This is a genomic window from Pectobacterium parvum, assembly GCF_020971565.1.
Lineage (GTDB): Bacteria > Pseudomonadota > Gammaproteobacteria > Enterobacterales > Enterobacteriaceae > Pectobacterium > Pectobacterium polare.
Window position 1 is genome coordinate 1,931,023 of record NZ_CP087392.1, and the last position, 20,437, is coordinate 1,951,459.

General features: G+C 49.9%; 19 protein-coding genes and 1 pseudogene. 12 read left to right on the forward strand and 8 right to left on the reverse strand.

Going from position 1 to position 20,437, the window contains the following annotated elements; genetic code table 11:
* The first annotated feature begins 25 nt into the window (after positions 1–25).
* From LOZ86_RS08680 to LOZ86_RS08695, 4 genes are read left to right on the forward strand one after another with little or no spacing between them, the layout of a single operon-like run.
* On the forward strand, positions 26–373 hold the full coding sequence (locus LOZ86_RS08680; protein ID WP_039273098.1) for a GPW/gp25 family protein: 348 nt from the start codon (positions 26–28) through the stop codon (positions 371–373).
* Positions 364–1,467: a baseplate assembly protein gene (locus LOZ86_RS08685; protein WP_111778406.1), complete on the forward strand. Its 1,104-nt coding sequence runs from the start codon at positions 364–366 to the stop codon at positions 1,465–1,467. The genes LOZ86_RS08680 and LOZ86_RS08685 overlap by 10 nt, the downstream gene beginning before the upstream one ends.
* Positions 1,460–2,041, forward strand: a complete 582-nt coding sequence (locus LOZ86_RS08690; protein WP_039273102.1) for a phage tail protein I — start codon at positions 1,460–1,462, stop codon at positions 2,039–2,041. Before LOZ86_RS08685 ends, LOZ86_RS08690 begins: the two co-directional genes overlap by 8 nt.
* Positions 2,042–2,043: 2 nt before the next feature.
* Complete coding sequence (locus tag LOZ86_RS08695; protein WP_230243076.1) at positions 2,044–4,398, forward strand: pyocin knob domain-containing protein; 2,355 nt, start codon at positions 2,044–2,046, stop codon at positions 4,396–4,398.
* A gap of 51 nt (positions 4,399–4,449) precedes the next feature.
* Here the strand turns inward: LOZ86_RS08695 and LOZ86_RS08700 are convergent, their stop codons facing one another.
* A complete protein-coding gene (locus LOZ86_RS08700; protein ID WP_230243077.1) occupies positions 4,450–4,800 on the reverse strand; it encodes a hypothetical protein in 351 nt (116 codons plus the stop codon).
* Between the two features lie 24 nt (positions 4,801–4,824).
* On the opposite strand from LOZ86_RS08700, the gene LOZ86_RS08705 reads away from it, so the two are divergent.
* The 3 genes from LOZ86_RS08705 (at position 4,825) to LOZ86_RS08715 (ending at position 8,432) form a co-directional block, all read left to right on the forward strand.
* The gene (locus LOZ86_RS08705) at positions 4,825–5,400 is read left to right on the forward strand and encodes a recombinase family protein (RefSeq protein ID WP_230243078.1); all 576 of its coding nucleotides are present in this window, start codon (positions 4,825–4,827) and stop codon (positions 5,398–5,400) included.
* A gap of 109 nt (positions 5,401–5,509) precedes the next feature.
* Positions 5,510–6,478, forward strand: coding sequence for a DNA-binding protein YbiB (gene ybiB / locus LOZ86_RS08710; RefSeq protein WP_230243079.1), 969 nt, complete (start codon positions 5,510–5,512; stop codon positions 6,476–6,478).
* Positions 6,479–6,563: 85 nt separating this feature from the next.
* Positions 6,564–8,432, forward strand: coding sequence for a M3 family metallopeptidase (locus tag LOZ86_RS08715; RefSeq protein WP_230243080.1), 1,869 nt, complete (start codon positions 6,564–6,566; stop codon positions 8,430–8,432).
* Positions 8,433–8,483: 51 nt separating this feature from the next.
* Here the strand turns inward: LOZ86_RS08715 and glnQ are convergent, their stop codons facing one another.
* The 5 genes from glnQ to dps form a co-directional block, all read right to left on the reverse strand.
* A complete protein-coding gene (gene glnQ / locus LOZ86_RS08720; RefSeq protein ID WP_014914973.1) occupies positions 8,484–9,206 on the reverse strand; it encodes a glutamine ABC transporter ATP-binding protein GlnQ in 723 nt (240 codons plus the stop codon).
* Positions 9,203–9,862, reverse strand: a complete 660-nt coding sequence (glnP, locus tag LOZ86_RS08725; RefSeq protein ID WP_010294864.1) for a glutamine ABC transporter permease GlnP — start codon at positions 9,860–9,862, stop codon at positions 9,203–9,205. The genes glnQ and glnP overlap by 4 nt, the downstream gene beginning before the upstream one ends.
* A 26-nt stretch (positions 9,863–9,888) precedes the next feature.
* Positions 9,889–10,635, reverse strand: a complete 747-nt coding sequence (gene glnH, locus LOZ86_RS08730; RefSeq protein ID WP_039480175.1) for a glutamine ABC transporter substrate-binding protein GlnH — start codon at positions 10,633–10,635, stop codon at positions 9,889–9,891.
* A 377-nt stretch (positions 10,636–11,012) separates the two neighbouring features.
* Positions 11,013–12,341, reverse strand: a complete 1,329-nt coding sequence (locus LOZ86_RS08735) for an IS4 family transposase (protein WP_230243081.1) — start codon at positions 12,339–12,341, stop codon at positions 11,013–11,015.
* Between the two features lie 126 nt (positions 12,342–12,467).
* Positions 12,468–12,971, reverse strand: a complete 504-nt coding sequence (gene dps / locus LOZ86_RS08740) for a DNA starvation/stationary phase protection protein Dps (protein WP_230243082.1) — start codon at positions 12,969–12,971, stop codon at positions 12,468–12,470.
* 329 nt (positions 12,972–13,300) lie between these two features.
* Between dps and LOZ86_RS08745 the strand changes: the two are divergent.
* Positions 13,301–13,874, forward strand: a pseudogene (locus tag LOZ86_RS08745) (P-loop NTPase family protein).
* On the opposite strand, the gene rhtA reads toward LOZ86_RS08745, so the two are convergent.
* Complete coding sequence (rhtA, locus tag LOZ86_RS08750; RefSeq protein ID WP_230243084.1) at positions 13,862–14,749, reverse strand: threonine/homoserine exporter RhtA; 888 nt, start codon at positions 14,747–14,749, stop codon at positions 13,862–13,864. The pseudogene LOZ86_RS08745 and the gene rhtA overlap by 13 nt on opposite strands.
* A gap of 376 nt (positions 14,750–15,125) precedes the next feature.
* Here rhtA and ompX point away from each other — a divergent pair, with 376 nt between their 5' ends.
* Together ompX and LOZ86_RS08760 are read left to right on the forward strand one after the other, a co-directional pair.
* Positions 15,126–15,641 carry an outer membrane protein OmpX gene (gene ompX / locus LOZ86_RS08755; protein ID WP_010294853.1) on the forward strand — a complete coding sequence of 172 codons (516 nt, stop codon included), beginning with the start codon at positions 15,126–15,128 and terminating at the stop codon, positions 15,639–15,641.
* Positions 15,642–15,990: 349 nt separating this feature from the next.
* Positions 15,991–17,160 carry an MFS transporter gene (locus LOZ86_RS08760; protein WP_039480182.1) on the forward strand — a complete coding sequence of 390 codons (1,170 nt, stop codon included), beginning with the start codon at positions 15,991–15,993 and terminating at the stop codon, positions 17,158–17,160.
* On the opposite strand, the gene LOZ86_RS08765 is transcribed toward LOZ86_RS08760, so the two are convergent.
* A complete protein-coding gene (locus tag LOZ86_RS08765) occupies positions 17,117–18,607 on the reverse strand; it encodes an EmmdR/YeeO family multidrug/toxin efflux MATE transporter (protein ID WP_284145704.1) in 1,491 nt (496 codons plus the stop codon). The two genes, LOZ86_RS08760 and LOZ86_RS08765, sit on opposite strands and share 44 nt — an antisense overlap.
* A gap of 405 nt (positions 18,608–19,012) precedes the next feature.
* Between LOZ86_RS08765 and LOZ86_RS08770 the strand changes: the two genes are divergently transcribed.
* Both LOZ86_RS08770 and LOZ86_RS08775 read left to right on the forward strand, forming a co-directional pair.
* Positions 19,013–19,549: a rhodanese family protein gene (locus LOZ86_RS08770; protein ID WP_039480183.1), complete on the forward strand. Its 537-nt coding sequence runs from the start codon at positions 19,013–19,015 to the stop codon at positions 19,547–19,549.
* A 71-nt stretch (positions 19,550–19,620) separates the two neighbouring features.
* A complete protein-coding gene (locus LOZ86_RS08775) occupies positions 19,621–19,950 on the forward strand; it encodes a DHCW motif cupin fold protein (protein ID WP_039480186.1) in 330 nt (109 codons plus the stop codon).
* Positions 19,951–20,437: the final 487 nt, after the last annotated feature.

Sequence of the window (20,437 nt, forward strand, 5' to 3'; positions counted from 1 at the left end):
TCACTGGGGGCGACAATAGCCCCCTATGAAAACTCAATCTGTTTTTTGGCAACCGGCGCTGCAACGTTCTGGCGACATCGTCGAAGGAACGGCAGATATCATGCAGGCGATTCACATCATCCTGCGGACACCCTGCGGCAGCGACCCACATCGGCCTGACTTTGGTAGCAATCTACATCTGTATCTCGATTATCCGATCGAACGTGCGATCCCGCATGTCGTTAGGGAATCGGTAGAAGCGATCAAACGATGGGAACCTCGCTGCCAGTTACTGGCGGTTAAACCTTCTGTGAATGGGGCTCACCTGACGCTGCACGTTAGCTGGAAAACCGCTAATGGCGCGACACAGACCACGGAGTTGTTATGGCGCTGACAGAACCCAATTTTATTGAACGCGATGCGGCGAAGATTACCGCCGAAATGATCGCGAAATATGAAGCTGATTCGGGGAAAACACTCTATCCAGCGCAGGCCGAACGCCTGCTGATTAACCTCTTTGCTTACCGGGAAACTTTATTGCGTAGTGCGGTCCAGGAAACCGCCAAGCAAAACCTGGTTGCGTTTGCTCGTGCACCGATGCTGGATTATCTGGCGGAACTGGTTGGCGTCTACCGTTTGGCGGCGCAGCCGGCGCGTGCAGAGCTCCGCTTTACCCCTGAAACGCCTTTAGTCAGCGATCTGCTGATTCCTGCGGGCACTCGCGTTAGTGCGTCGGACAGCGTGATTTTCACCACCGACAGCGACGCGCTGCTGAGAGCGAATGGTAGCGGTGTCACCGTGCTGGCGACCTGTACCGAAAGTGGCGATGTGGGCAATGACTGGCTGCCTGCCCAAATCAGTACGCTGCTGGATGAGATTGGCGACAGTGATTTAAGCGTTGTCAACATCACCAAAAGTAGCGGCGGTTCCGCAGAAGAAGATGACGATCGCCTGCGTGAGCGTATCCAACTGGCACCGGAATCATTCAGTACGGCGGGATCGAAACTGGCGTATCGCTTCCATGCGCTGCGAGCACACCAAAACATTGTTGATGTCGCGGTGATGTCGCCTGAACCGGGTGAAGTGGTGCTTTATCCGTTGCTCAGTACTGGCCTGCCGGACAGCAGCATACTCTCGCTGGTGGAAAGTTTTTGCTCCGACGAACAGGTGCGTCCACTGACGGATTTTGTTTCCGCCAAATCCCCCACGCAGGTGGATTACGCCATCAGCGCCAAATTGACGCTGTTTAACGGCGAACAGGCTGGCGTCGTTCAGGCCGCTGCGGAGAAAGCGGTGCAGGCCTGGGTGGAAACCCGTACCGCCACGTTGGGGCGCGACATTGTTCCGAGCCAGATTATTGCCACGTTATCCATCCCCGGCGTGTATCAGGTGGAGCTGGTTTCTCCATCATTGATGGTGCTTGATGACAGCGAATGGGCGAACTGTACGGGCATCAATGTCAGCGTCGTCGGGGTGTCGAATGGCTGATTCACTACGACTGTTGCCACCGCCGCTGGCGGCTGACGCCCGCTTTCGTTCGCTGGCGGAATTGGCAGATCGCTTTGATGACATCGATCTGAATGCCTTGCTGGTTTATCTGATCGACATTGCTGACAGCAGCGTGTTGCCTTGGCTGGCAGAACAGTTCTCGTTGTTTGGCGATGGTTGGGAACTGGCAGAATCGGATGACTCCAAACGTGCGTTGATCAAAGCGGCTATCGATCTGCATCGCAGTAAAGGTACGCCCTGGAGCATTAAAGAGATCATCCGTCGTTTCGGATTCGGCGAGAGCACGCTGATCGAGAATATTGGCCGCCTGAGCTACGACGGTGAAGCCACCTACAACAACCTTTATGTGCACGGCGACAAAGCGGCGTGGGCGGTTTATCGCGTGCTGCTAAAACAACCAATTACCAACGATCAGGCCAGAATGCTGCGCAATGCCATTGGGATGTTTGCCCCGGCACGGTGTCATCTGGCCAGTATCGAATATTGGGAAGTGCCTATCCGCTACAACCGGACGGCAATATACGATAGTAACTACAATCATGGGAGCGCTTGAACATGGCGAATTTGTCAGAGAACCCGCAATGGGTTGATGGTATTTACCAAATCGAAACGTCAGATCCGGTCGTGGGTGGACCGGACGGTGTTTCAAACCGACAGGCTAAAGAATTGGCTAATCGTACCCGCTATTTGAAAAAAGAGCAGGAAAAAACAGGCAGCGATCTGGCGACACACGCTGCCGCCGCCGATCCGCATACGCAATATGCGCCGAAGGCGAACCCCACTTTCACCGGCACACCGAAAGCACCAACGCCTGCAACCGATAACAATAGCCAGCAGGTGGCGACAACGGCGTTTGTTAAATCTGTTGCTGCAACGAAACTGGCGAAAGACCAAAACGGTGCAGATATTCAGGATAGAGAACTGTTTAACCGCAATCTTGGTTCATCGCGTGCATACAGCTCATCGATCCCCATCGGAGGAAGTGCCGGTTCATGGACAACGGCTGAGTTTATTGGCTGGTTAGAAAGTCAGGGCGCTTTTGTCCATGCCTATTGGGCTTGTCGTGGTTCGTGGTCGTACACCCACAATAAAATCATTTCTGATACAGAGTGTGGTCAGATACCACTGGCTGGCTCCGTGGTTGAGGTTATGGGACAACACGATGCCACGACAATCAGGATAACTACGCCTTCAACAACGCCAGCTGGGCTTAGTGACTCAGCGAATGCACAATTCACTTATATCTATAACGGGGTTGATTATTCTCCTGGCTGGAGACGTGATTACAATACGAAAAACAAACCTACCGCAACTGATGTAGGTGCGTTACCAGAGAAGGCAGTTGCTCAGGCGGCGGCAAAACTTGCAACGCCTCGCACCATCAACGGCGTACCGTTTGATGGTTCGGCGAATATTGCCCTGACGCCAGCAAATATTGGTGCGTTGCCAGTGGCGGGAACGGCGGCAGCCGCGACAAAATTGGCCGTCGCGAGAAAGATTGCTGGTGTGGCATTTGACGGCACGGCAGATATCGATGTGAATTCTCAGGGTATTTTCTCGGCATCGTTATCTATCGGCAATGCTGTTGATTTGAATACCTATACCACACCGGGGCTATACCATCAGGCGGTAAATGCGCAGGCAGCATCGGGCAAAAATTATCCAGAAGCGCAGGCCGGTTCGCTTGAAGTGCTGAAACATGCTGGCATTACTCAGGTTTACCGTATTTACAACAACTCCCGCTGTTACAAACGAACCCAATATTCAGGAGCATGGTCTGCCTGGGTGTTGGATTACGATACGGCAAATAAGCCTACCGCAGCAGATGTTGGAGCTATAACAAAAGCAGATGCCGATAATCATTATGTCCGACAGGGCTCATCAGGTGTCGTTTATAAAAATGATGATCTTGCATGGAATAGCCCCACTGGTGCTTATTTAAAAGATAATGGAGGGGATGCCTCTCTTATTTGGCATATAGGGTTAAATACCGGTTCAACATCAGCCGCCCAGTTTCACTTCAACTATGCGAATGGTGGGTTGAAATACCGAAGTGCTCGCGATAATCACGGTTTTGAAAGGCCATGGGCGCGTATTTATACCGATCAAGATAAACCGACCGCTGCTGATATTGGGGCATTACCTATTGCTGGAACTGCGGTGGCGGCTACCAAGCTGGCGACATCTCGAAAAATTAACGGTGTTGAGTTCGATGGGTCAAAAGATATTACTCTGACTCCCGCAAACCTCGGTTTGGGGGAATTTAATTTGACACCTGTTGCGTTGCTGCAATTTTCATCGCATTTAATGCAAAGTTTAAATTTTACGGCGATTAGCAATGATACTCTTGAGGTAGTCTTTGAAATTAGATCGCATGGCCGTTTTGTTGAGGTTGGAAAGACCCTTTTATTTCTTCTGGAAAATAACGCAGTAGTCATACCGGGGAAATCGACCAGTCGATATAATCCTGTTGGGAAATTTGTTGTTACATCAATGACATTTCCAGCAGGAAATAATAATCAGGCAACCATCCGTATTCGCTATCAAAATCATGGTATCCAGGTCGGGAACAGCAAGACGTTCAGAGTGGCAGGATTTATCTATCGTGAGGTCGGCTGCTCATGGATGGGACATATAAGTACATCTGGTGCATCATATAATTCGTATTATATGACTCTTAATAAACCTGTTTCAGTACCAAACGCACCTATAGTTTCCTCATCATATTCATCTCATTATGATTTTGATGACTCATTAGATTCGGTCACTATAGGAGCAGATAATCAACCCACGTCAATTAGTGCTGCAATGTTGGGGAAAAATATAGTTTCATTTTCTGTCGCAGATACAGATATTGTTTCTCCTCGTGATACTGATATGGCAACAATCATTGTTTATGATATTAAATAAAAATCCTAAAATATATATTTAGTATGAAAAGTGGCCCAATAGGGCCACAACCTATGCTGATTTAGCAATTATATGGTAGTAAAGTGTTTTTTTGTTCCAAATACCATTTTCATTAAATCTATCCCATGAAACCAAAAAACCAGTGTTTGTTACATTAGAAATCCGTACTGTGTAAGCATTTCCACCATTGTATCCTCCGATATCATTTGCAGTGATAAAAATCATCTCCTTGATATTAATTGGAAATATAACATTTTTATTAGAACCCATTACGACATCTTCGCTGGCAAAAAGCTCTATCATCGCATCCGCATATTTTCGCCAGTAATATCCTGCACCAGCACCCGTCTCAATAATTTCTTTAAAACCGAGGTTTGCGAGAATGAGATAATAAAAATACAATCAATCATTTCATGGGGTTATGAAATGTTGATTGGCTATGCGCGAGTGTCTACTACCGATCAAAATACGGAATTACAGAAAAGAGCGCTGATTCGCGCAGAATGTGAGCTGATTTTTGAGGATACTGCCAGTGGCAAGAATGCACAGCGGCCGGGGTTAAAAAAGGCGATCAGGCGGTTGCGGCGTGGCGATACGCTGATGGTATGGAAGCTGGACAGGCTAGGGCGCAGCGTGCGTGATTTGATTGAGCTGGTATCCGCATTGCAGGCGAAAGGCATCCATTTTCGCAGCCTGACGGATAGTATTGATACTTCTACCCCCGCGGGTCGTTTCTTCTTTCATGTGATGAGTGCACTGGCGGAGATGGAACGGGAACTGATTGTCGAACGGACACGTGCTGGCCTCGATGCTGCTCGGTTAGAGGGGCGCATCGGCGGGCGTAAACGGCTTATGACGCAAAATGTGCTTTGTCGAGCCGGGGCGATGTTAGCGACAGGGGCTACGCGCCTTCAGGTAGCGAATATTATCGGCGTGTCAGAAAAAACCATCTATAAGTACTTTCCCGCGCGGGGTAAGGATGGCGTTCCTGATGCTGGCTAAAAAGCCGCGTGATAGCAATTTCCTCTGCGCCAGAGTGACCAGAAACTCGGTAAACATGTTATTTTCATTGATAAGTTCTTTACTGTGTCGCCGCAAATGAGAGGCCAACATGGATTACACCAAAATTATCAAAGAAGTGGGGCGCGGGAAAAATCATGCGCGTGATGTCGATCGGACCACGGCTTATGAACTGTATAGCGCAATGCTGCGTGGTGATGTGCCGGATCTGGAGCTCGGTGGGCTGTTGATTGCGTTTCGCATCAAAGGCGAATCGGAATCCGAGATGCTGGGTTTTTATCAGGCGATGAACGAGCATGTGTTGCGCCTGACGCCGCCTGCGGGCTTTCCTATGCCAGTCGTGGTTCCTAGCTATAACGGGGCGCGGAAGCAGGCAAACCTGACGCCGCTCTTGGCGCTGCTGTTGGCAAAACTGGGTTTTCCGGTTGTGGTTCACGGCGTCAACGAGGATCCGACCCGTGTTACCAGCGCCGAGATTTTGCGTAACCTCGGTGTGACGATTGCCGAGAGTGCCGAGCAGGCTCAGCAGGAGCTTGATAACGGTAGCCCGGTATTTATCCCTGTTTCGACGTTATGTCCGGCTATCGATCGCCAGCTACAGCTGCGCTGGCGTATGGGCGTGCGTAACAGTAGCCACACGCTGGCTAAGGTGGCGACGCCGTTTGGTGAAAGCGACGCGCTGCGTGTCGCCAGCGTTTCCCACCCTGAGTATGTTTCCCGCGTGGGGACATTTTTTAATGACATCAACGGGCGTGCGCTTTTGATGCACGGTACGGAGGGCGAGGTTTACGCCAACCCGCAGCGTTGCCCGGAAATTCATTTCATCCATCAGCAAAATACCAACGTGCTGCAACTTCGGCAGGATATCAGCGTCGCACCTGATGCGTTGCCGATTGCGAAGGATGCCGCAACCACGGCGCGCTGGACGGTACAGTGCCTGACGGGTGAAATTGCCATACCGCAGGCGATCCGTCTGCAACTGGCATGCTGTCTGGTTGCTGCTGGTGAAGCGGCGACAATGGAACAGGCTGTCGCCACGATTAAAAAACGCCTTGGCTGATCGGTTTGCCGGAGCGGATTCGGACGCGTTTATCGCGCCACTTCACGCAGCCAGACGGCTGTCATTTGAAGAGAGAAGGAATAGCATGCAACAGGTAGCGGACTATTTTAACGCCTTGAATCGCGACTATCTTGCGGTTCATCACGCGAAAGAAGAACTGTTTTGGCAACTGTATATGGGAACGGGCAACGCTGAGGTATCTGAGTGTTTCTCCGCCGCAGAAAGTGCTTATAAGCGCTTTATTTCGCAGCCACAGCGTCTGGCTGAACTCAGAGCCCATCTTACGACACTGGAAAATAGCCCGCGCGATGAGCAACAGCAGGCGCTGTCGCACGGTTTGCAAGGCTGGTATCGATTTTTCGACTGCAACGTGATTGAAGACCCGCAGGCGCAGGCGTTGATGGATGAAATTATTGCGGCCGAAAGTGCGTTATACGCCAAGCGTAAATCCTATGAAATGACGCATCTGGATGCCAAAGGGGAACGGGTTCCCGCCTCGCTCGGAGAACTGCTGACCAACCAGACGACCAATAATACCGAAGCCTATCGTCAAAGTTCCCAGCAGGCGCTGCGCGATCTTGAGCAGTGGCTGTTGCAGAATGGTTTCCCTGAGCTGATTTCATTGCGCAACCGCTTTGCCCGTCAGATAGGCTACCGTAACTATTTTGACTATAAGCTCAACAAGACGGAGCGGATGACGCCGGAGCAGCTTTTTGCCATCCTCGATCCTTTTGAAGAACAGACGCGTGAAGCGAATGCTCGTAGCCTGAAAAATCTGGCGGATGAAAAGGGCGAGGATGCTCTGCAACCGTGGAATATTCGCTATGCCAGCGCGGGTGATGTGACGCGCCAGCTCGATCCCTATTTCCCTTTCTCTGCGTCGCTGGAGCGTTGGATCAACAGCTTTAAGCGTTTGCGCATTGGGTTTAACGGTGCAGAAATGCAGCTCGATTTGCTGGTGCGCAAAGGTAAATACGAGAACGGCTTTATGCATGGCCCGGTGCCGCCGTTTGTGCAGGAAGGAAAATGGGTTCCTGCACGGATTAATTTCACCAGTCTGGCAAAACCGGATCAGATTGGCAGCGGTGCCAGCGGCATTAATACGCTGTTTCATGAAGGTGGGCACGCCGCGCATTTTGCCAATATCCGGCAGAATGCACCCTGTTTTTCACAGGAGTTTCCGCCAACCTCAATGGCTTATGCGGAAACGCAGTCCATGTTCTGCGACAGCCTGCTGGGTGATGCTGACTGGTTAAAACGCTATGCAAAGAATGCACAGGGAGAGACGATTCCTGATGAATTGATCCGCGCGGATATCAGCACGCAGCAGCCGATGCGCGCTTTCAATGAGCGGCACATCCTGCTGGTGCCGTACTTCGAGTGGCAGCTCTATTCGTGGGACGACGAGGCGCGTACGCCGGAAGCGATGACAAAACTGGCACGTGACACCGAACAGCGTATTTTGGGCATTAGCGGTAGCCCGCGCCCGACGTTGGCGATCCCTCATCTTCTGTCCATGGAGTCGGCGTGTTCTTATCAGGGATATCTGCTGGCATTGATGGCGGTTGAGCAGACGCGCAGCTATTTCCTGCAACGTGACGGCTACCTGACGGATAACCCGGCCATCGGCCCTGATTTGGCACAACACTATTGGCATCCGGGCAATAGCGTAAGTCATGACGATACGCTGCGTAGCCTGACCGGTGAGGGCTTCAATCCTGCTTATCTAGCGCAGGCCTGTAATCTAACGGTCGATGAAGCCTGGCAACAGGCGGAAAGCACCATGGCTCAGGCAACGTGTCGTCCTCAGCCTGCTGCGGATTTCGATCTGGACGCACGTATTCGCGTGGTCGATGGCAGTCGCGTGCTGGCGGATAATGAACAGGGCGATGAGAAGATGTGCCAGGATTTTGCAGCGTTTATTGAACGAGAATATCCGCGTTCGCAGGCATAACGTTCGCTGACATTGCGAGTAAGAGAAAGGGGGCGAAAGCCCCCTTGTTGATCAAGATACGTGTTGCAGGAATTCACGCAGACGATCGCTGGGTGGATTCGTAATCAGCGTTTCCGGGTCGCCATCTTCTGCGATGCGGCCTTTATCAATAAAGATCAGACGCGAAGCTACTTTATGGGCAAAGCCCACTTCGTGAGTGACGATGACCATCGTCATGCCTTCTTCGGCCAGATCTTTCATGACGGTCAGCACTTCATGGCGCAGTTCCGGGTCGAGTGCCGATGTCGGCTCATCAAACAGCATCAGTTTCGGTTTAACTGCTAAAGCGCGGGCGATGGCCACACGCTGCTGTTGACCGCCGGAAAGCTCGGAAGGGTAATGATGCGCGCGTTCTGACAGGCCCACTTTCGCCAGCAATTCCAGCGCCAGCTTCTCGGCATCGGCTTTACTCGCGCCGCGTACCCGAATAGGGCCGAACGCGACGTTTTCCAGCGCGGTAAGATGCGGGAACAGGTAAAACTGCTGGAATACCATCCCGGCTTCCTGACGGATTAAACGCTCGTCAACGCGCGGATCGTTCACTTTAAGGCCGTCAACAACCAATTCACCGCTGGTAATTTCTTCCAGCTTGTTGATGCAGCGCAGAAGCGTGGATTTACCCGAACCCGAAGGCCCGATGATGACCACAACTTCACCCTGACCGATGGTGAGATCGATATTGTGTAAGACCTGTGTCTTGCCAAAGTGTTTGGATACGTTTTTAAATTCAATCATATAATCTTAAGTCTTCTTTCCAGACGACGCAGAATAAAGCTGAGGATCAGCGTGATGCACAGGTAAATAATGGCAACCGCAGTCCAGATTTCCAGCGCACGGAAGTTGCCCGCGATGATTTCCTGGCCTGAACGCGTGAGTTCAGCCACGCCGATAACAATAAACAGTGACGTATCTTTGATGCTGATAATCCACTGGTTACCCAGCGGCGGCAGCATGCGGCGCAGGGCGAGTGGGGCAATCACATGGCGTAACGTCGCGCTGCGAGACAGCCCAAGCGCCAGACCTGCTTCACGGAAGCCGTTATGAATCGACAATACCGAACCACGGGTGATTTCCGCGATGTAAGCACCAGAGTTAATCATGATGGTGACGACGGCGGCGGCAAAAGGGTCGATTCGTACGGATGTGAAAATCATCGGCAAGGCGAAGTAAATAAACATCACCTGCACAACAATCGGGGTGCCGCGAATAATTTCAATAAAAACGAGCGAAATGCGGCTGGAAAACCAGCCGCCGTAGGCGCGGGCAAAACCCGCGACTACGCCAATCACTAGGCCGCCAAGCAGACCCAGAACAGAAATCAACAACGTCATTTTTGCCCCTTCCATCAGGAGGGGCAGAGAAGGCCAAATGGCACTCCAATCAAACTGCATGAAATATCTCCAGATTAAATCGGCAATTACTTAGGTTCTACGCCAAACCACTTCTTGTAGATCTCAGCATAAGTGCCGTTTTCACGCAGTGTTTTCAGAGCGCCATTCACTTTTTCACGCAGCTCGTTGCTGCCTTTCGGGAACGCGATGCCGTATTGCTGAGCTTTAATGGAATCACCTACCGCTTTAAACTGGCCGTTGCCTGCGGTTTTGATGAAGTAGAGGATATTTGGCGTGTCGTGCAGGACGGCATCAGCACGGTTGGTACCCAGTTCCATATAGGCGTTGTCGATGTTCGGGAACTGGCGCAGATCTTTGGTTTTGATATTGGCTTTCGCGTAATCAACGGAACCTGTGCCGCTCTTCACCGCAACCACTTTACCGGCCAAATCCTGCTCGCCTTTAATATCGTTGTTGTCCGCTTTGACCATTACCAGCAGGCCGCTGTTGTAGTAACCGTCAGAGAAATCGATTGCTTTTTTACGCTCTTCAGTAATGGTAATGCCTGCGAGCGCCAGATCAATGTTGCGCGTTTGCAGTGCAGGAATAATGCCGCCGAAGTCCATTGGCTTCAGGGTGTACTTCAGATTGAGCTGTTTAGCGATAGCATCCCAGAGGTCGATGTCAAAACCGACGTACTTGTCGCCTTGTTTGAATTCAAAAGGGACGAAAGCGGTGTCTGTCGCGACAATCAGTTCTTTCTCAGCGGCATAGCTAGATACGCTCATCATCAGCGTCAGTGCAGCCAAAGAGGCCTTAAGTAGTGATTTCATCAAACCCTTCCTATTAGCAGTTGTGGGAGCTTTTTGTTTTACAGGCGTTTTAAGCATAGTACGAAAGTGAAACCTATTTAAGCATGAGGTTAATAATCATGCGTTACACTTAACCTGTTGTTTTTATTTTATTACCTTGCCTGCGATGAAATTTTAATCGCCGATTCGCTCAGGCAAGGTACTGCTATGATTAACTGATTTATAGGAGGGAAACAACCGTTGATTAGCGTTCTGCACAATTAATGCAGGCGAAAGCTAATTTTTTGAGCGTCTTAACGGATAAAATACGTGGTTTATGCAGGTTATGCCAGAAAAGAGGGCGGTTTGAGTCGGGAGACGGGCAGAAAAAAGGCTGCCTAAGCAGTAATGCCAGTCAGTTAAGCAACTGACTGGCTGTTTTTCTTCGCTTTTCGATATTTATAAGGCCTTTCTTTCACCACTCTCGGGAAGGTTCTTTCTCTTCTTATCGGCAGCTTCACCATCTGTCCCATACTCTCCAGATCTCGCAGTAGTTCAGGGATACGACCCGGCGATGCACCCTGAAGCGTCATCAACATCCTCATGACCAGCCCGCAGGATTCTGAGAAGCTCAGCTGATTTGGCCAGTAACCTTTCAGTTGACTGGCCATTTTAATCATCTGATATCTCACGAGATTATACGCCAGCAGCACACCCCATAACTCCTGCTCCACAAGTTCCGGTTTTTTGCTTCTCAGTGTCAGTCTGCTCAGTTGCATTGTCTGTTTGATTTCACGGTAACCCAACTCGATTTCCCAACGGTGACTGTAAAGCTCAACCATTTCACCTCCCGGATAACGCATGCCATCAGTCATCGAAGTCAGTAACTGATAGATTTTTCCTTTACGGCTATAGGTCAGTAATCGGGCTGTCACTTCTGTACTCAGTCCCGGCCATTTTTTGCGGGATTGTGGCGTAGTTTTCAACTGTACCAGATGATCGCCTTTTCCCAGTTTCCGGACCTCCTCGTAACGGGTACCTTTCTTAAGCGGTATCATCCAGTGTCGGTGTTCTCCCGCACGCTTCGAGGCATTCAGCAACCCTAATGAGTAATACCCTTTATCGAGCAGCGTCAGCGTATTATCTGCGGTCTGGTCTATCAGTTGCTCAGCCAGGGTATATTCGCTGTCTTTCATCGTACCGAAGGCTGCTGCGGTTATCAGATGGCTGGTCAGCTCCATCTGACAGACCATTTTGACCTGCGGGTAGGGGCCAGGTTGGCCGCAGTAAGTCTGGCGCGGGAAGGCGGTATCATTTTCAGGTGTTTCCTGTGTGCGCCAGACGACGCCATCCATCGCCAGTAACGTCAATCCACACCAGTGGGGATGCGCCACAGCGTTGTGCCACAAGTGAGCGGTGTGCGTGAACACCCGTCGAACGGCGTCACTTCCGAGCCGCTGTCGGGCCTGGATAACCGCGCTGGGAGCAACAAAGGGACGGTTACCGGGCAGCATAATATCCAGCCGATTGACAATCTGATGAAGCGGCTCCTTACGTTCAAGCGCCATGCCGACAACGCACCAGACCATCATTTCGAGAGGAAGACGGCGTTTACGCAGGGTGACCACGCCGGACTCAGCAAGGCAACGGGCAATAAGTTCTGGGTCAAGAAAGTCGCCAAGAGAAGTCAAAGGATTACGGGTCGAATCGTAACGTGAAACGAGGTCGATGGCCTGAGAGATACGCATAAAAAATCCGGAAATGAAGAACACTTCCGGATTCTTACACAGCTATTGGATCGTTCAACTGATCCTTAACTGATCAGCATTACTGCCTAAGCAGCCTTGAACGCGTTCGCGGGATGATAACGCCGACTATTCGATGTTTGATTCAATGAACCACAGGAACTGATCCAGATCGCGTGATGCGGCGGTCAGAATGTCTGCAGAGGCCTCATCTTCCGTTTTACCAATGGCTTTACGTACGTTGTTGGCAACAATCGCATAGCGCTCGGCCAACGCTTTAAGATGATCCTGAACGTTATGGATGTTGGTTGGATAGCTTTTCAGCGAAGTTTGTTTACCCACAATTTGCACAGTACCCAGCGCAACACCGCCTATTTGTACTACGCGCTCGGCGATGGTGTCCTGGTGGTCAATAATTGACGTACGGAAGCCATCCAGCATTTCATGAACCGCGATAAAATTTGCGCCGCGCATGTTCCAGTGCGCCTGTTTGGTAATCAACGACAGGTCGATAAAATCAACAACCAGTTGGTTTAACAGCGTGATCGTCGAGGTCTTCACGCTATCATCCAAATCATTGCGAGTGTAAAGCAGTTCGGATGGTGCTGATTTCACGAGTTTGGCGGTAGACATAATCGTTATCCTCTAATTATTCATCGTTTAATGTGACTAATTATAGCAGTGATAAAAATTAATATTGAAAAGAATTGCCTATCAAATGAATAGCTCTAGCATAACGATATTCTGATTGTTTTTGGTCAGGATTTATCTGATATCAATAATATGAAAGTGACGACAAGTAACTCTTTTAACTACCTATGAAACATAATCTCATATATTAATAAATATCATCATAACTTAGATGGAAATAGTTATTATTCTCCATCTTTCTCGTTGAAAAGAATGAATGCATCGTTTTTCTCTTAAAGTATATTATGTGTTGGAAAAGAGAGCTGTTCAGAATGATAATGAATATTATTGGCACCAGCAGAAGTGGCAAATCGACGCTTGCTCGCCGTTTGTCTGGAAAATTGACTATTCCGTACATTGAAATGGATGCATTATTTTTAAATGAATGCATAGTTTTGGCTGAAGAACTGGCAAGCACAGACGGATGCCGATTTTTTTCAACGGCTTGAAAGTGTACTGGCGCCTAACTGTTGGGTACTGGATGGCAACTATAATCGAACACGTGATATCAAATGACGCAATGTTGATGTTGTGATTTGGGTCGACTACGGTTTTACCCGCACGCTCTATCAGGCGATACGGCGCGCGTATCGTCGGTCGGCATGGCGTAAAGAGGATCTCTGGAGTGGCACAGGTAATAAAAAATCTTTTATCCGCAGTTTCCTTAGCCGAGATTCGATTACCCTCTGGACAATAAAAACGTATGCGAGAAACTGTGAACGGTATTTGGCGGATTTAGCAGATCCGTGCTACCGCCATATCCGCTTTATTATTCTGCGTTCACCTCGGGAATGTGAAGCCTTTCTGCAACACTTCCCCAAGGAAATAAGCATTCATTCTGCCTGAGCTGTTGCTTTTGTTGCGCCTGCTGGTTTTATTGTCAACGTTGCACCTATTGACGCGATAATAATAAAGATAAGCGCCATCCATTGCATGAACGCCAAGTGTTCGCCGAGGAATATAATCCCCGATAAGGCGGCAATAGCAGGTTCCATACTCATCAGGGTGCTGAACGTTCTGGCGGGTAGGCGCGTTAGTGCCACCATCTCCAGAGAGTAGGGAAGCGCGGTGGACAGAATCGCGACGGCAATACCGAGCGGGAGTATCGAGAGTGAAAACAGCGTGCTTTCCGCGTAATATGCACCGATAGGGCAAAATATCAGCGCGGCTATGCAGGAGCCGATGGCAACGGTTCCCGGACCATGATTTGCCCCTGCTTTTTGCCCAAACAGAATATAGAACGCCCAGCAGGCACCGGCACCAACAGCACAGGTTGCGCCCACCAAATCAACATTGCTGATGTTGTGGCCCAGCGGCAATAAAAACCATAACCCGGCAACTGCCAGAAAAACCCAGAGAAAATCAATCGGTCTACGTGAGGCTAACATAGCAACGGCAAGCGGGCCGGTGAATTCCAGTGCGACAGCAATGCCGAGCGGCACCGTTTGTAATGAGAGGTAAAACAGAAAGTTCATCCCGCCCAGCGTAATGCCATACACCAGCAGCGGCAGGCGGTTACTGCTAAATCGCATCCGCCACGGCTTGAAGATGATGCACAGAATGATCGTACCAATTCCCAGACGCAGTGCTGTGACACCAGTGGCTCCAATGAGCGGAAACAGACTTTTGGCCAGAGCAGCACCGCTTTGGATAGAAAGCATCGAGATAATGATGAGCAAGACAGGTAAAAATGATGGCGAGCGATGGGTAAATAAGGTCATTCTTTTGGCCTTAAAACAGATACAACATTCCGTTGCTATTATATCCAATTGTAAACAATTTGTCTGGTATGAATTGACTTTTATTGACCTTTATTTACGCATCATTTAACTGGCGCGTTTTTGTGCAATACCATTAGCATACAAACTGAGCGGGGAATTAGGAATTGTCTGTTTTACTACTGTGTGGTGAATTTATTTTTAATCTAACTGTCACAATAAAAAACTCAATATAATTAGTGTGATAGATTGGTTTTGACAATATTTGTTACATCTAAAGTCTAATTGATAAATATTTATAGGGCGGCAAGTTCCGAGTTTCTTTGTTATATTTACTCCGTTAGTTAGTCTTTCATAAAATGAATTTGAGGCTGTAAATATGAAAAAAATCGCGTGTCTTTCCGCTCTGGCTTGTGTATTAGCCGTTGGCGCAGGTTCTGCATTTGCTGGTCAAAGTACTGTAACTGCAGGCTATGCTCAAGGTGATGCTCAGGGCGTACAAAATAAAGTTAAAGGCTTTAACCTGAAATATCGTTACGAGCAAGATAATAACCCACTGGGCGTTATTAGCTCATTCACCTACCTGGAAAAAAATGGTAGCGATGGCAGCGACTACAATAAAGGCCAATACATGGGCTTTACTGCTGGTCCAGCTTACCGCCTGAATGACTGGGCAAGCCTGTACGGCGTTGTTGGTTTCAGCCATGGTAAAGTAACGAACAACGCTACCAACGGCCAGAACAACAGCAGCAACGACGATTATGGCTTCACCTACGGTGCGGGTGTTCAGTTCAACCCAATGCAGGACGTTGCTCTGGATGTGGGTTACGAACAAAGCCGTATCCGCAGTGTTGACGTTGGTGCCTGGGCTGTTGGCGTAGGTTACCGCTTCTAATCTAATCCTGTAGGGGTTGTTTACCCTCCGCGTTGGTTGTTAGCTGTGTCGAAAAAATCCGCTCTTTTCAGAGCGGATTTTTTTATGGCGAATTTCCTGCCCGTCACCCTACGGGCCATCGCAAGCGACGTTTTTTATGGCTGTTTGTCTAAATCAGCGATGAGTATCATCAGTCATTTATCCAGTCACTTTCCAGTCGGTCGATATTTAGTTGTTCTTGCTAACGCTGATCAAATCAAATGCATGCGGTGTCGGCCTGTCATAAGATTTTATCTTGACGTTAAGATTCTTTATGTGAAGATAATGTTCATCAAGTCGTAGTGATTTACTCAAGCTATTGAGGTTATACATGGTAGTGACATCAACGGCCCGCACGCGGGCTTTTCTGTTCTTCTCGATTATCCTGTTGGGTCTGAATTTACGTCCTGTTCTGGCGGGGATTGGCCCATTGCTGAATCAGATTCAGGCTGCAACGGGTCTGGATGACAGCATGGCGGGGATGTTAACCACGCTCCCAGTGTTTGCTATGGGGTGGTGTGCGTTATATGGCGGCCAGTTGCAGGCGCGTCTTGGTGAATATCGGGGAATCACGTTGGGCATCGTGGTCATTGCTTTGGCGTGTAGTGCCCGCTGGTGGCTGAATAGCGGTATTGCGTTGCTGGTTAGTGCTGCGCTTGCCGGAATCGGGATTGCCTTGATTCAGGCGCTGGTGCCATCGTTTATCAAGCTTCATTTTGGTCGCCACAGCAGTCTCCTCATGGGTTTTTATACTACTGCGATTATGAGCGGTGCGGCGTTTGCGGCTTCATCGGTTTCTCCGCTGGCAAATGTGTGGGGCTGGCAAAGTGCACTGGCCTGCTGGGGAATGGTGGCGCTGGTGGCTGCGGTGGCTTGGCGATGTATCCCTAAAGCCTATACCGTGAAGCAGGATGCGGTGGCTGTCGTAGCAACGCGCCGAAGCGGAATGGACTGGCTGCTGATGGTGTTCTTCGGCATTGGTACGGGCGCGTATACGCTGGTGCTGGCATGGTTGCCGCCGTATTACATTCAACTGGGGCTAGATGCAACGCAAAGCGGCCTGATGTTGGGCGGATTAACGATGACGGAAGTGATTTCCGGCCTGCTGGTGTCAACGTTCATCAACCGTTTTCCCGATCGACGCAAGCTGCTGCTCCCTATCCTGATGGTGATGCTAGTGGGGATGATTGGATTGATTGTGGTACCGCTGACGTTCACGTATCCCATCATTATCATGCTGGGCGTTGGCATTGGTGCGCTGTTCCCTCTATCGCTGATTGTGGCGTTGGATCAGGTGACAGAAGCACATAAAACCGGTTCACTGATGGGCTTTGTGCAGGGTGGTGGCTACATCCTCGCCAGCTTGATGCCTTTGCTGGCCGGTTTTATACGTCAGCATACCGCGGGTCTGGAGCAGGCCTGGATGATTATGACCGTCGGTGTGGTCGTGTTGATTATCATGGCGACCCGTTTTGCTCCGGTGAAGAGCCCGAGTCGCTAAGCCGTTTGCTGTGTGATAAGCGAGCGGAAATCCGCTCGCTATCACCAATTTGTTGGTGGACGAGATAGCGCCATAGCCAGCGTCCGCTCATCAGGCGGCGGTAATAGAAGAACCCGCGTACAATCCAGTCAAAGAACATCCCCATCCACACGCCGATCACGCCAAAACCGAGCATCACGCCGAGGATATATCCCGCGATGACCCGACATCCCCACATGCCTGCCATTGCCACCCACATGGTGTAGCTGGCGTCTTTAGCGCCTTTTAGGCCGGCAGGGAGCACCCAGGACGCCGCCCAGATGGGCATAAATAGCGCGTTGAGCCACAGGAGATGTTTTGCCACGTCGATAACTTCCGGCTCATTGGTGTAAAACGACGCCAAAAAGCTGGCACCGGGCACCGACAGGACGGCAAGTACGCACAGCCCGATATTGGATAGCCAGAAGATGTGCTTCAACTGGCGGGTGGACTGCATGATTTGGCCTTTCCCCAGCCTTGTGCCAACGATAATGGTAGCAGCGGCACCGAGTGAATTACCGGGAAGGTTGATCAGCGTTGCGATGGAGAAAGCAATAAAGTTTCCGGCAATGACCTCGGTTCCCATATCTGCCACAAAACGCTGGGTGATCAGCTTACCGATGTTAAACATCACGGATTCAATGCTGGCGGGAATACCGATACTGAGTACTTCATAGAGGATCGACAGGGTAAAAGGCGCAAAGTAAGACTTGAAGGGAATGCGCAGCGCACCGTTAAAACCGTGCATCAGCGTCAGAATCACGAATACCGCGCCGATATAGCGCGAAATGGTAATACCAATTCCCGCGCCAACAAAGCCAAGGCCATCCCAGGAGAATGCCCCGTAAATCAGCAGACTACTGATGCCAATATTGAGAATGTTCATCCCAATGTTGATGACCATAGGCAACTTGGTATTGCCCGCGCCCCGCAACGCTCCGCAGCCTACCAGTGCGATGGCGACCGCAGGGTAGCCCCACACCGTCCAGCGAAGGAACATGAGGGCAAGTTCTTTAACCTGTATGTCGGCCTGTCCTGCGATCAGATCGATGATCGCTGAACCCGCGAATTCAACCAGCGCGACTAACAGAAATGATGACAGAACCAATAATGACATCGATTGACGGGCGGCCGATCGTGCCTGCTTTCTGTTACGCTGTCCTAGACTGAACGCGACAACAACGGCGGTCCCCAATGCGACGGCAGTAAAGAACGCGATGATGACCATATTGAAGCTATCAGCCAGACCGACGGCCGCCATGGCCTCTTTCCCCAGCCAACTGACCAGGACGGTGCTGAAAACCCCCCTCAACACGACGCAAAGGCCTTCAATAAAGATCGGGAAGGCGAGCGGTGAGATTTCTCTCCAGAAGAGAACGCGGTTGGAGTAACGCTTTTTATACCAGTCGGTGTCTTTTAATTTTTTCATGAAACGATCTTGGCAGTATCTCAAGTTTCCCAGTCGGCGCGGTAAACAGAGCCACAAGGTGGCTCGCAAATAGCATTATTTTTGCACGGTACTTATACATACCGTGACTTATCCATACCGCTATTGATCCATTTTGTGCGATCTCGGCAGTATGTCTGTTTTTTAAAATAGCGTTTCTATTTATAGAGTATCAGTCGCTAAATCGATGTCCAGTCTGGATTGCTTTCCCCGTGTGGAAAGTTGTTGCGCGTGCCCATTATTTAATTTAGATTTTACTTGATTAGATTTATCTAAATTAATGGTGACACGCAAACAATCAGCGATATCACCTTCCTTGCTGGCTGAATACCACGTTGAACGATGCATGCTGACGGATTTCAGAAGCGTAAAAAGAGGATCACGATCATGCCAACGCCACTTGCTATCTCACCCGCCCAGGCCCGTAAATTGTTAGATGAAGGTGTGGTGCTCATTGATATTCGCCAGCCGGAAGAACATGCCCGCGAGCACATCGCACAGGCAAGGTTGCACCCGCTGAACTCCTTTGCTGGGCATGTCCTTCCTGATGATGACAAAGAAGGACAGGTTGTGATTTTCCATTGTTTGTCCGGCATGCGCTCGGAACAGAATGCCGACTTGCTGGCACAGGCGGTTTCCCCCGCAACGGCATTTCTTCTTGAAGGGGGAATGAACGCATGGAAAAAGGCAGGATTCCCGACAGAAGTGAATCGTAAACAACCGATTGAACTCATGCGGCAGGTCCAAATCGCCGCTGGCGTACTTATTCTGGGTGGTGTATTACTGGGTTACAGCGTAAACAGCGCTTTCTTCCTGCTCTCTGGCTTTGTAGGTGCAGGGTTGCTGTTTGCAGGGATCACGGGTTTTTGTGGCATGGCAAGACTGTTGATGAAAATGCCGTGGAACCGTGCCGCCAAACGCTGATGTGCTGGGATGGTTTGCCGGAAGAGTAAGCGGAGTGTTAACCGATAACGTTAAAGAATAGGGGCAGTAATATGGACATGAAAAACATTCCGTTTGGTACGACTGACTGGTCACAAATAGAGCCCACCGAGCACCGGGGCGACACGGGGATAGCCTACTGGCGAACACAGCGTTTTGATAACATTCGGGTTCGTATTGTTGAGTATACGCCAGGCTATCTGGCCGACCACTGGTGCTCAAAAGGGCATGTTCTGCTGTGCCTTGAAGGTGAACTTCATACGGAATTGGACGATGGCCGTGTTTTTGTCCTCACACCGGGAATGAGCTATCAGGTTGCGGATAACGCAGAAGTTCATCGCTCCTACACTGAGACGGGTGCCAAGCTGTTTGTTGTGGATTGATGTGAAGGGCTAACCCAGAGGGTGGTTGTTAGCCTGCATTTTTCCCGACACGGCAATGTTCTCTCGTCAATATCCAAAAAATATTTCATTAAAGCTTTTTACGTTTCTCGATCTCAATGGAATATTTTGGGTAACTGCATACCTCTCCACCTCGTGAATTCGTGGGAATCATTTCCAGTTTACTGCTGTCTTGTATGAGTTCCAGCGCGGTATGAAGTGATTAGCGGCAAGGTGTGTAGTCGGCAATATTTAGATTAACGTGAGTAGATATTTCTCTAGCGAGCGCCAGATATCTTTCATAGGTGTTCTTGGCCTGTGGTTGGTGTTTTTCACTGCGTATCCGTTGACGGAGACTTTGGCGGCTTCTCGTATTTGCTTGGTACCCGCTAAATAGATTGCTGGATAACTGGCAAATGTAGTGTGTCGCGATTTTGGGTTTGTGTGTGACAATGTTAAATCATCAGTAGGTTTTAGCCGCTGTTGCTGA

What these genes read in the sequence shown, in the direction of transcription:
- LOZ86_RS08680 (WP_039273098.1), top strand. Translation starts at nt 26, where the DNA reads ATGAAAACTCAATCTGTTTTTTGGCAACCGGCGCTGCAACGTTCTGGC.
- LOZ86_RS08685 (WP_111778406.1), top strand. Translation starts at nt 364, where the DNA reads ATGGCGCTGACAGAACCCAATTTTATTGAACGCGATGCGGCGAAGATT.
- LOZ86_RS08690 (WP_039273102.1), top strand. Translation starts at nt 1,460, where the DNA reads ATGGCTGATTCACTACGACTGTTGCCACCGCCGCTGGCGGCTGACGCC.
- LOZ86_RS08695 (WP_230243076.1), top strand. Translation starts at nt 2,044, where the DNA reads ATGGCGAATTTGTCAGAGAACCCGCAATGGGTTGATGGTATTTACCAA.
- LOZ86_RS08705 (WP_230243078.1), top strand. Translation starts at nt 4,825, where the DNA reads ATGTTGATTGGCTATGCGCGAGTGTCTACTACCGATCAAAATACGGAA.
- ybiB (WP_230243079.1), top strand. Translation starts at nt 5,510, where the DNA reads ATGGATTACACCAAAATTATCAAAGAAGTGGGGCGCGGGAAAAATCAT.
- LOZ86_RS08715 (WP_230243080.1), top strand. Translation starts at nt 6,564, where the DNA reads ATGCAACAGGTAGCGGACTATTTTAACGCCTTGAATCGCGACTATCTT.
- glnQ (WP_014914973.1), bottom strand. Translation starts at nt 9,206, where the DNA reads ATGATTGAATTTAAAAACGTATCCAAACACTTTGGCAAGACACAGGTC.
- glnP (WP_010294864.1), bottom strand. Translation starts at nt 9,862, where the DNA reads ATGCAGTTTGATTGGAGTGCCATTTGGCCTTCTCTGCCCCTCCTGATG.
- glnH (WP_039480175.1), bottom strand. Translation starts at nt 10,635, where the DNA reads ATGAAATCACTACTTAAGGCCTCTTTGGCTGCACTGACGCTGATGATG.
- LOZ86_RS08735 (WP_230243081.1), bottom strand. Translation starts at nt 12,341, where the DNA reads ATGCGTATCTCTCAGGCCATCGACCTCGTTTCACGTTACGATTCGACC.
- dps (WP_230243082.1), bottom strand. Translation starts at nt 12,971, where the DNA reads ATGTCTACCGCCAAACTCGTGAAATCAGCACCATCCGAACTGCTTTAC.
- rhtA (WP_230243084.1), bottom strand. Translation starts at nt 14,749, where the DNA reads ATGACCTTATTTACCCATCGCTCGCCATCATTTTTACCTGTCTTGCTC.
- ompX (WP_010294853.1), top strand. Translation starts at nt 15,126, where the DNA reads ATGAAAAAAATCGCGTGTCTTTCCGCTCTGGCTTGTGTATTAGCCGTT.
- LOZ86_RS08760 (WP_039480182.1), top strand. Translation starts at nt 15,991, where the DNA reads ATGGTAGTGACATCAACGGCCCGCACGCGGGCTTTTCTGTTCTTCTCG.
- LOZ86_RS08765 (WP_284145704.1), bottom strand. Translation starts at nt 18,607, where the DNA reads ATGAAAAAATTAAAAGACACCGACTGGTATAAAAAGCGTTACTCCAAC.
- LOZ86_RS08770 (WP_039480183.1), top strand. Translation starts at nt 19,013, where the DNA reads ATGCCAACGCCACTTGCTATCTCACCCGCCCAGGCCCGTAAATTGTTA.
- LOZ86_RS08775 (WP_039480186.1), top strand. Translation starts at nt 19,621, where the DNA reads ATGGACATGAAAAACATTCCGTTTGGTACGACTGACTGGTCACAAATA.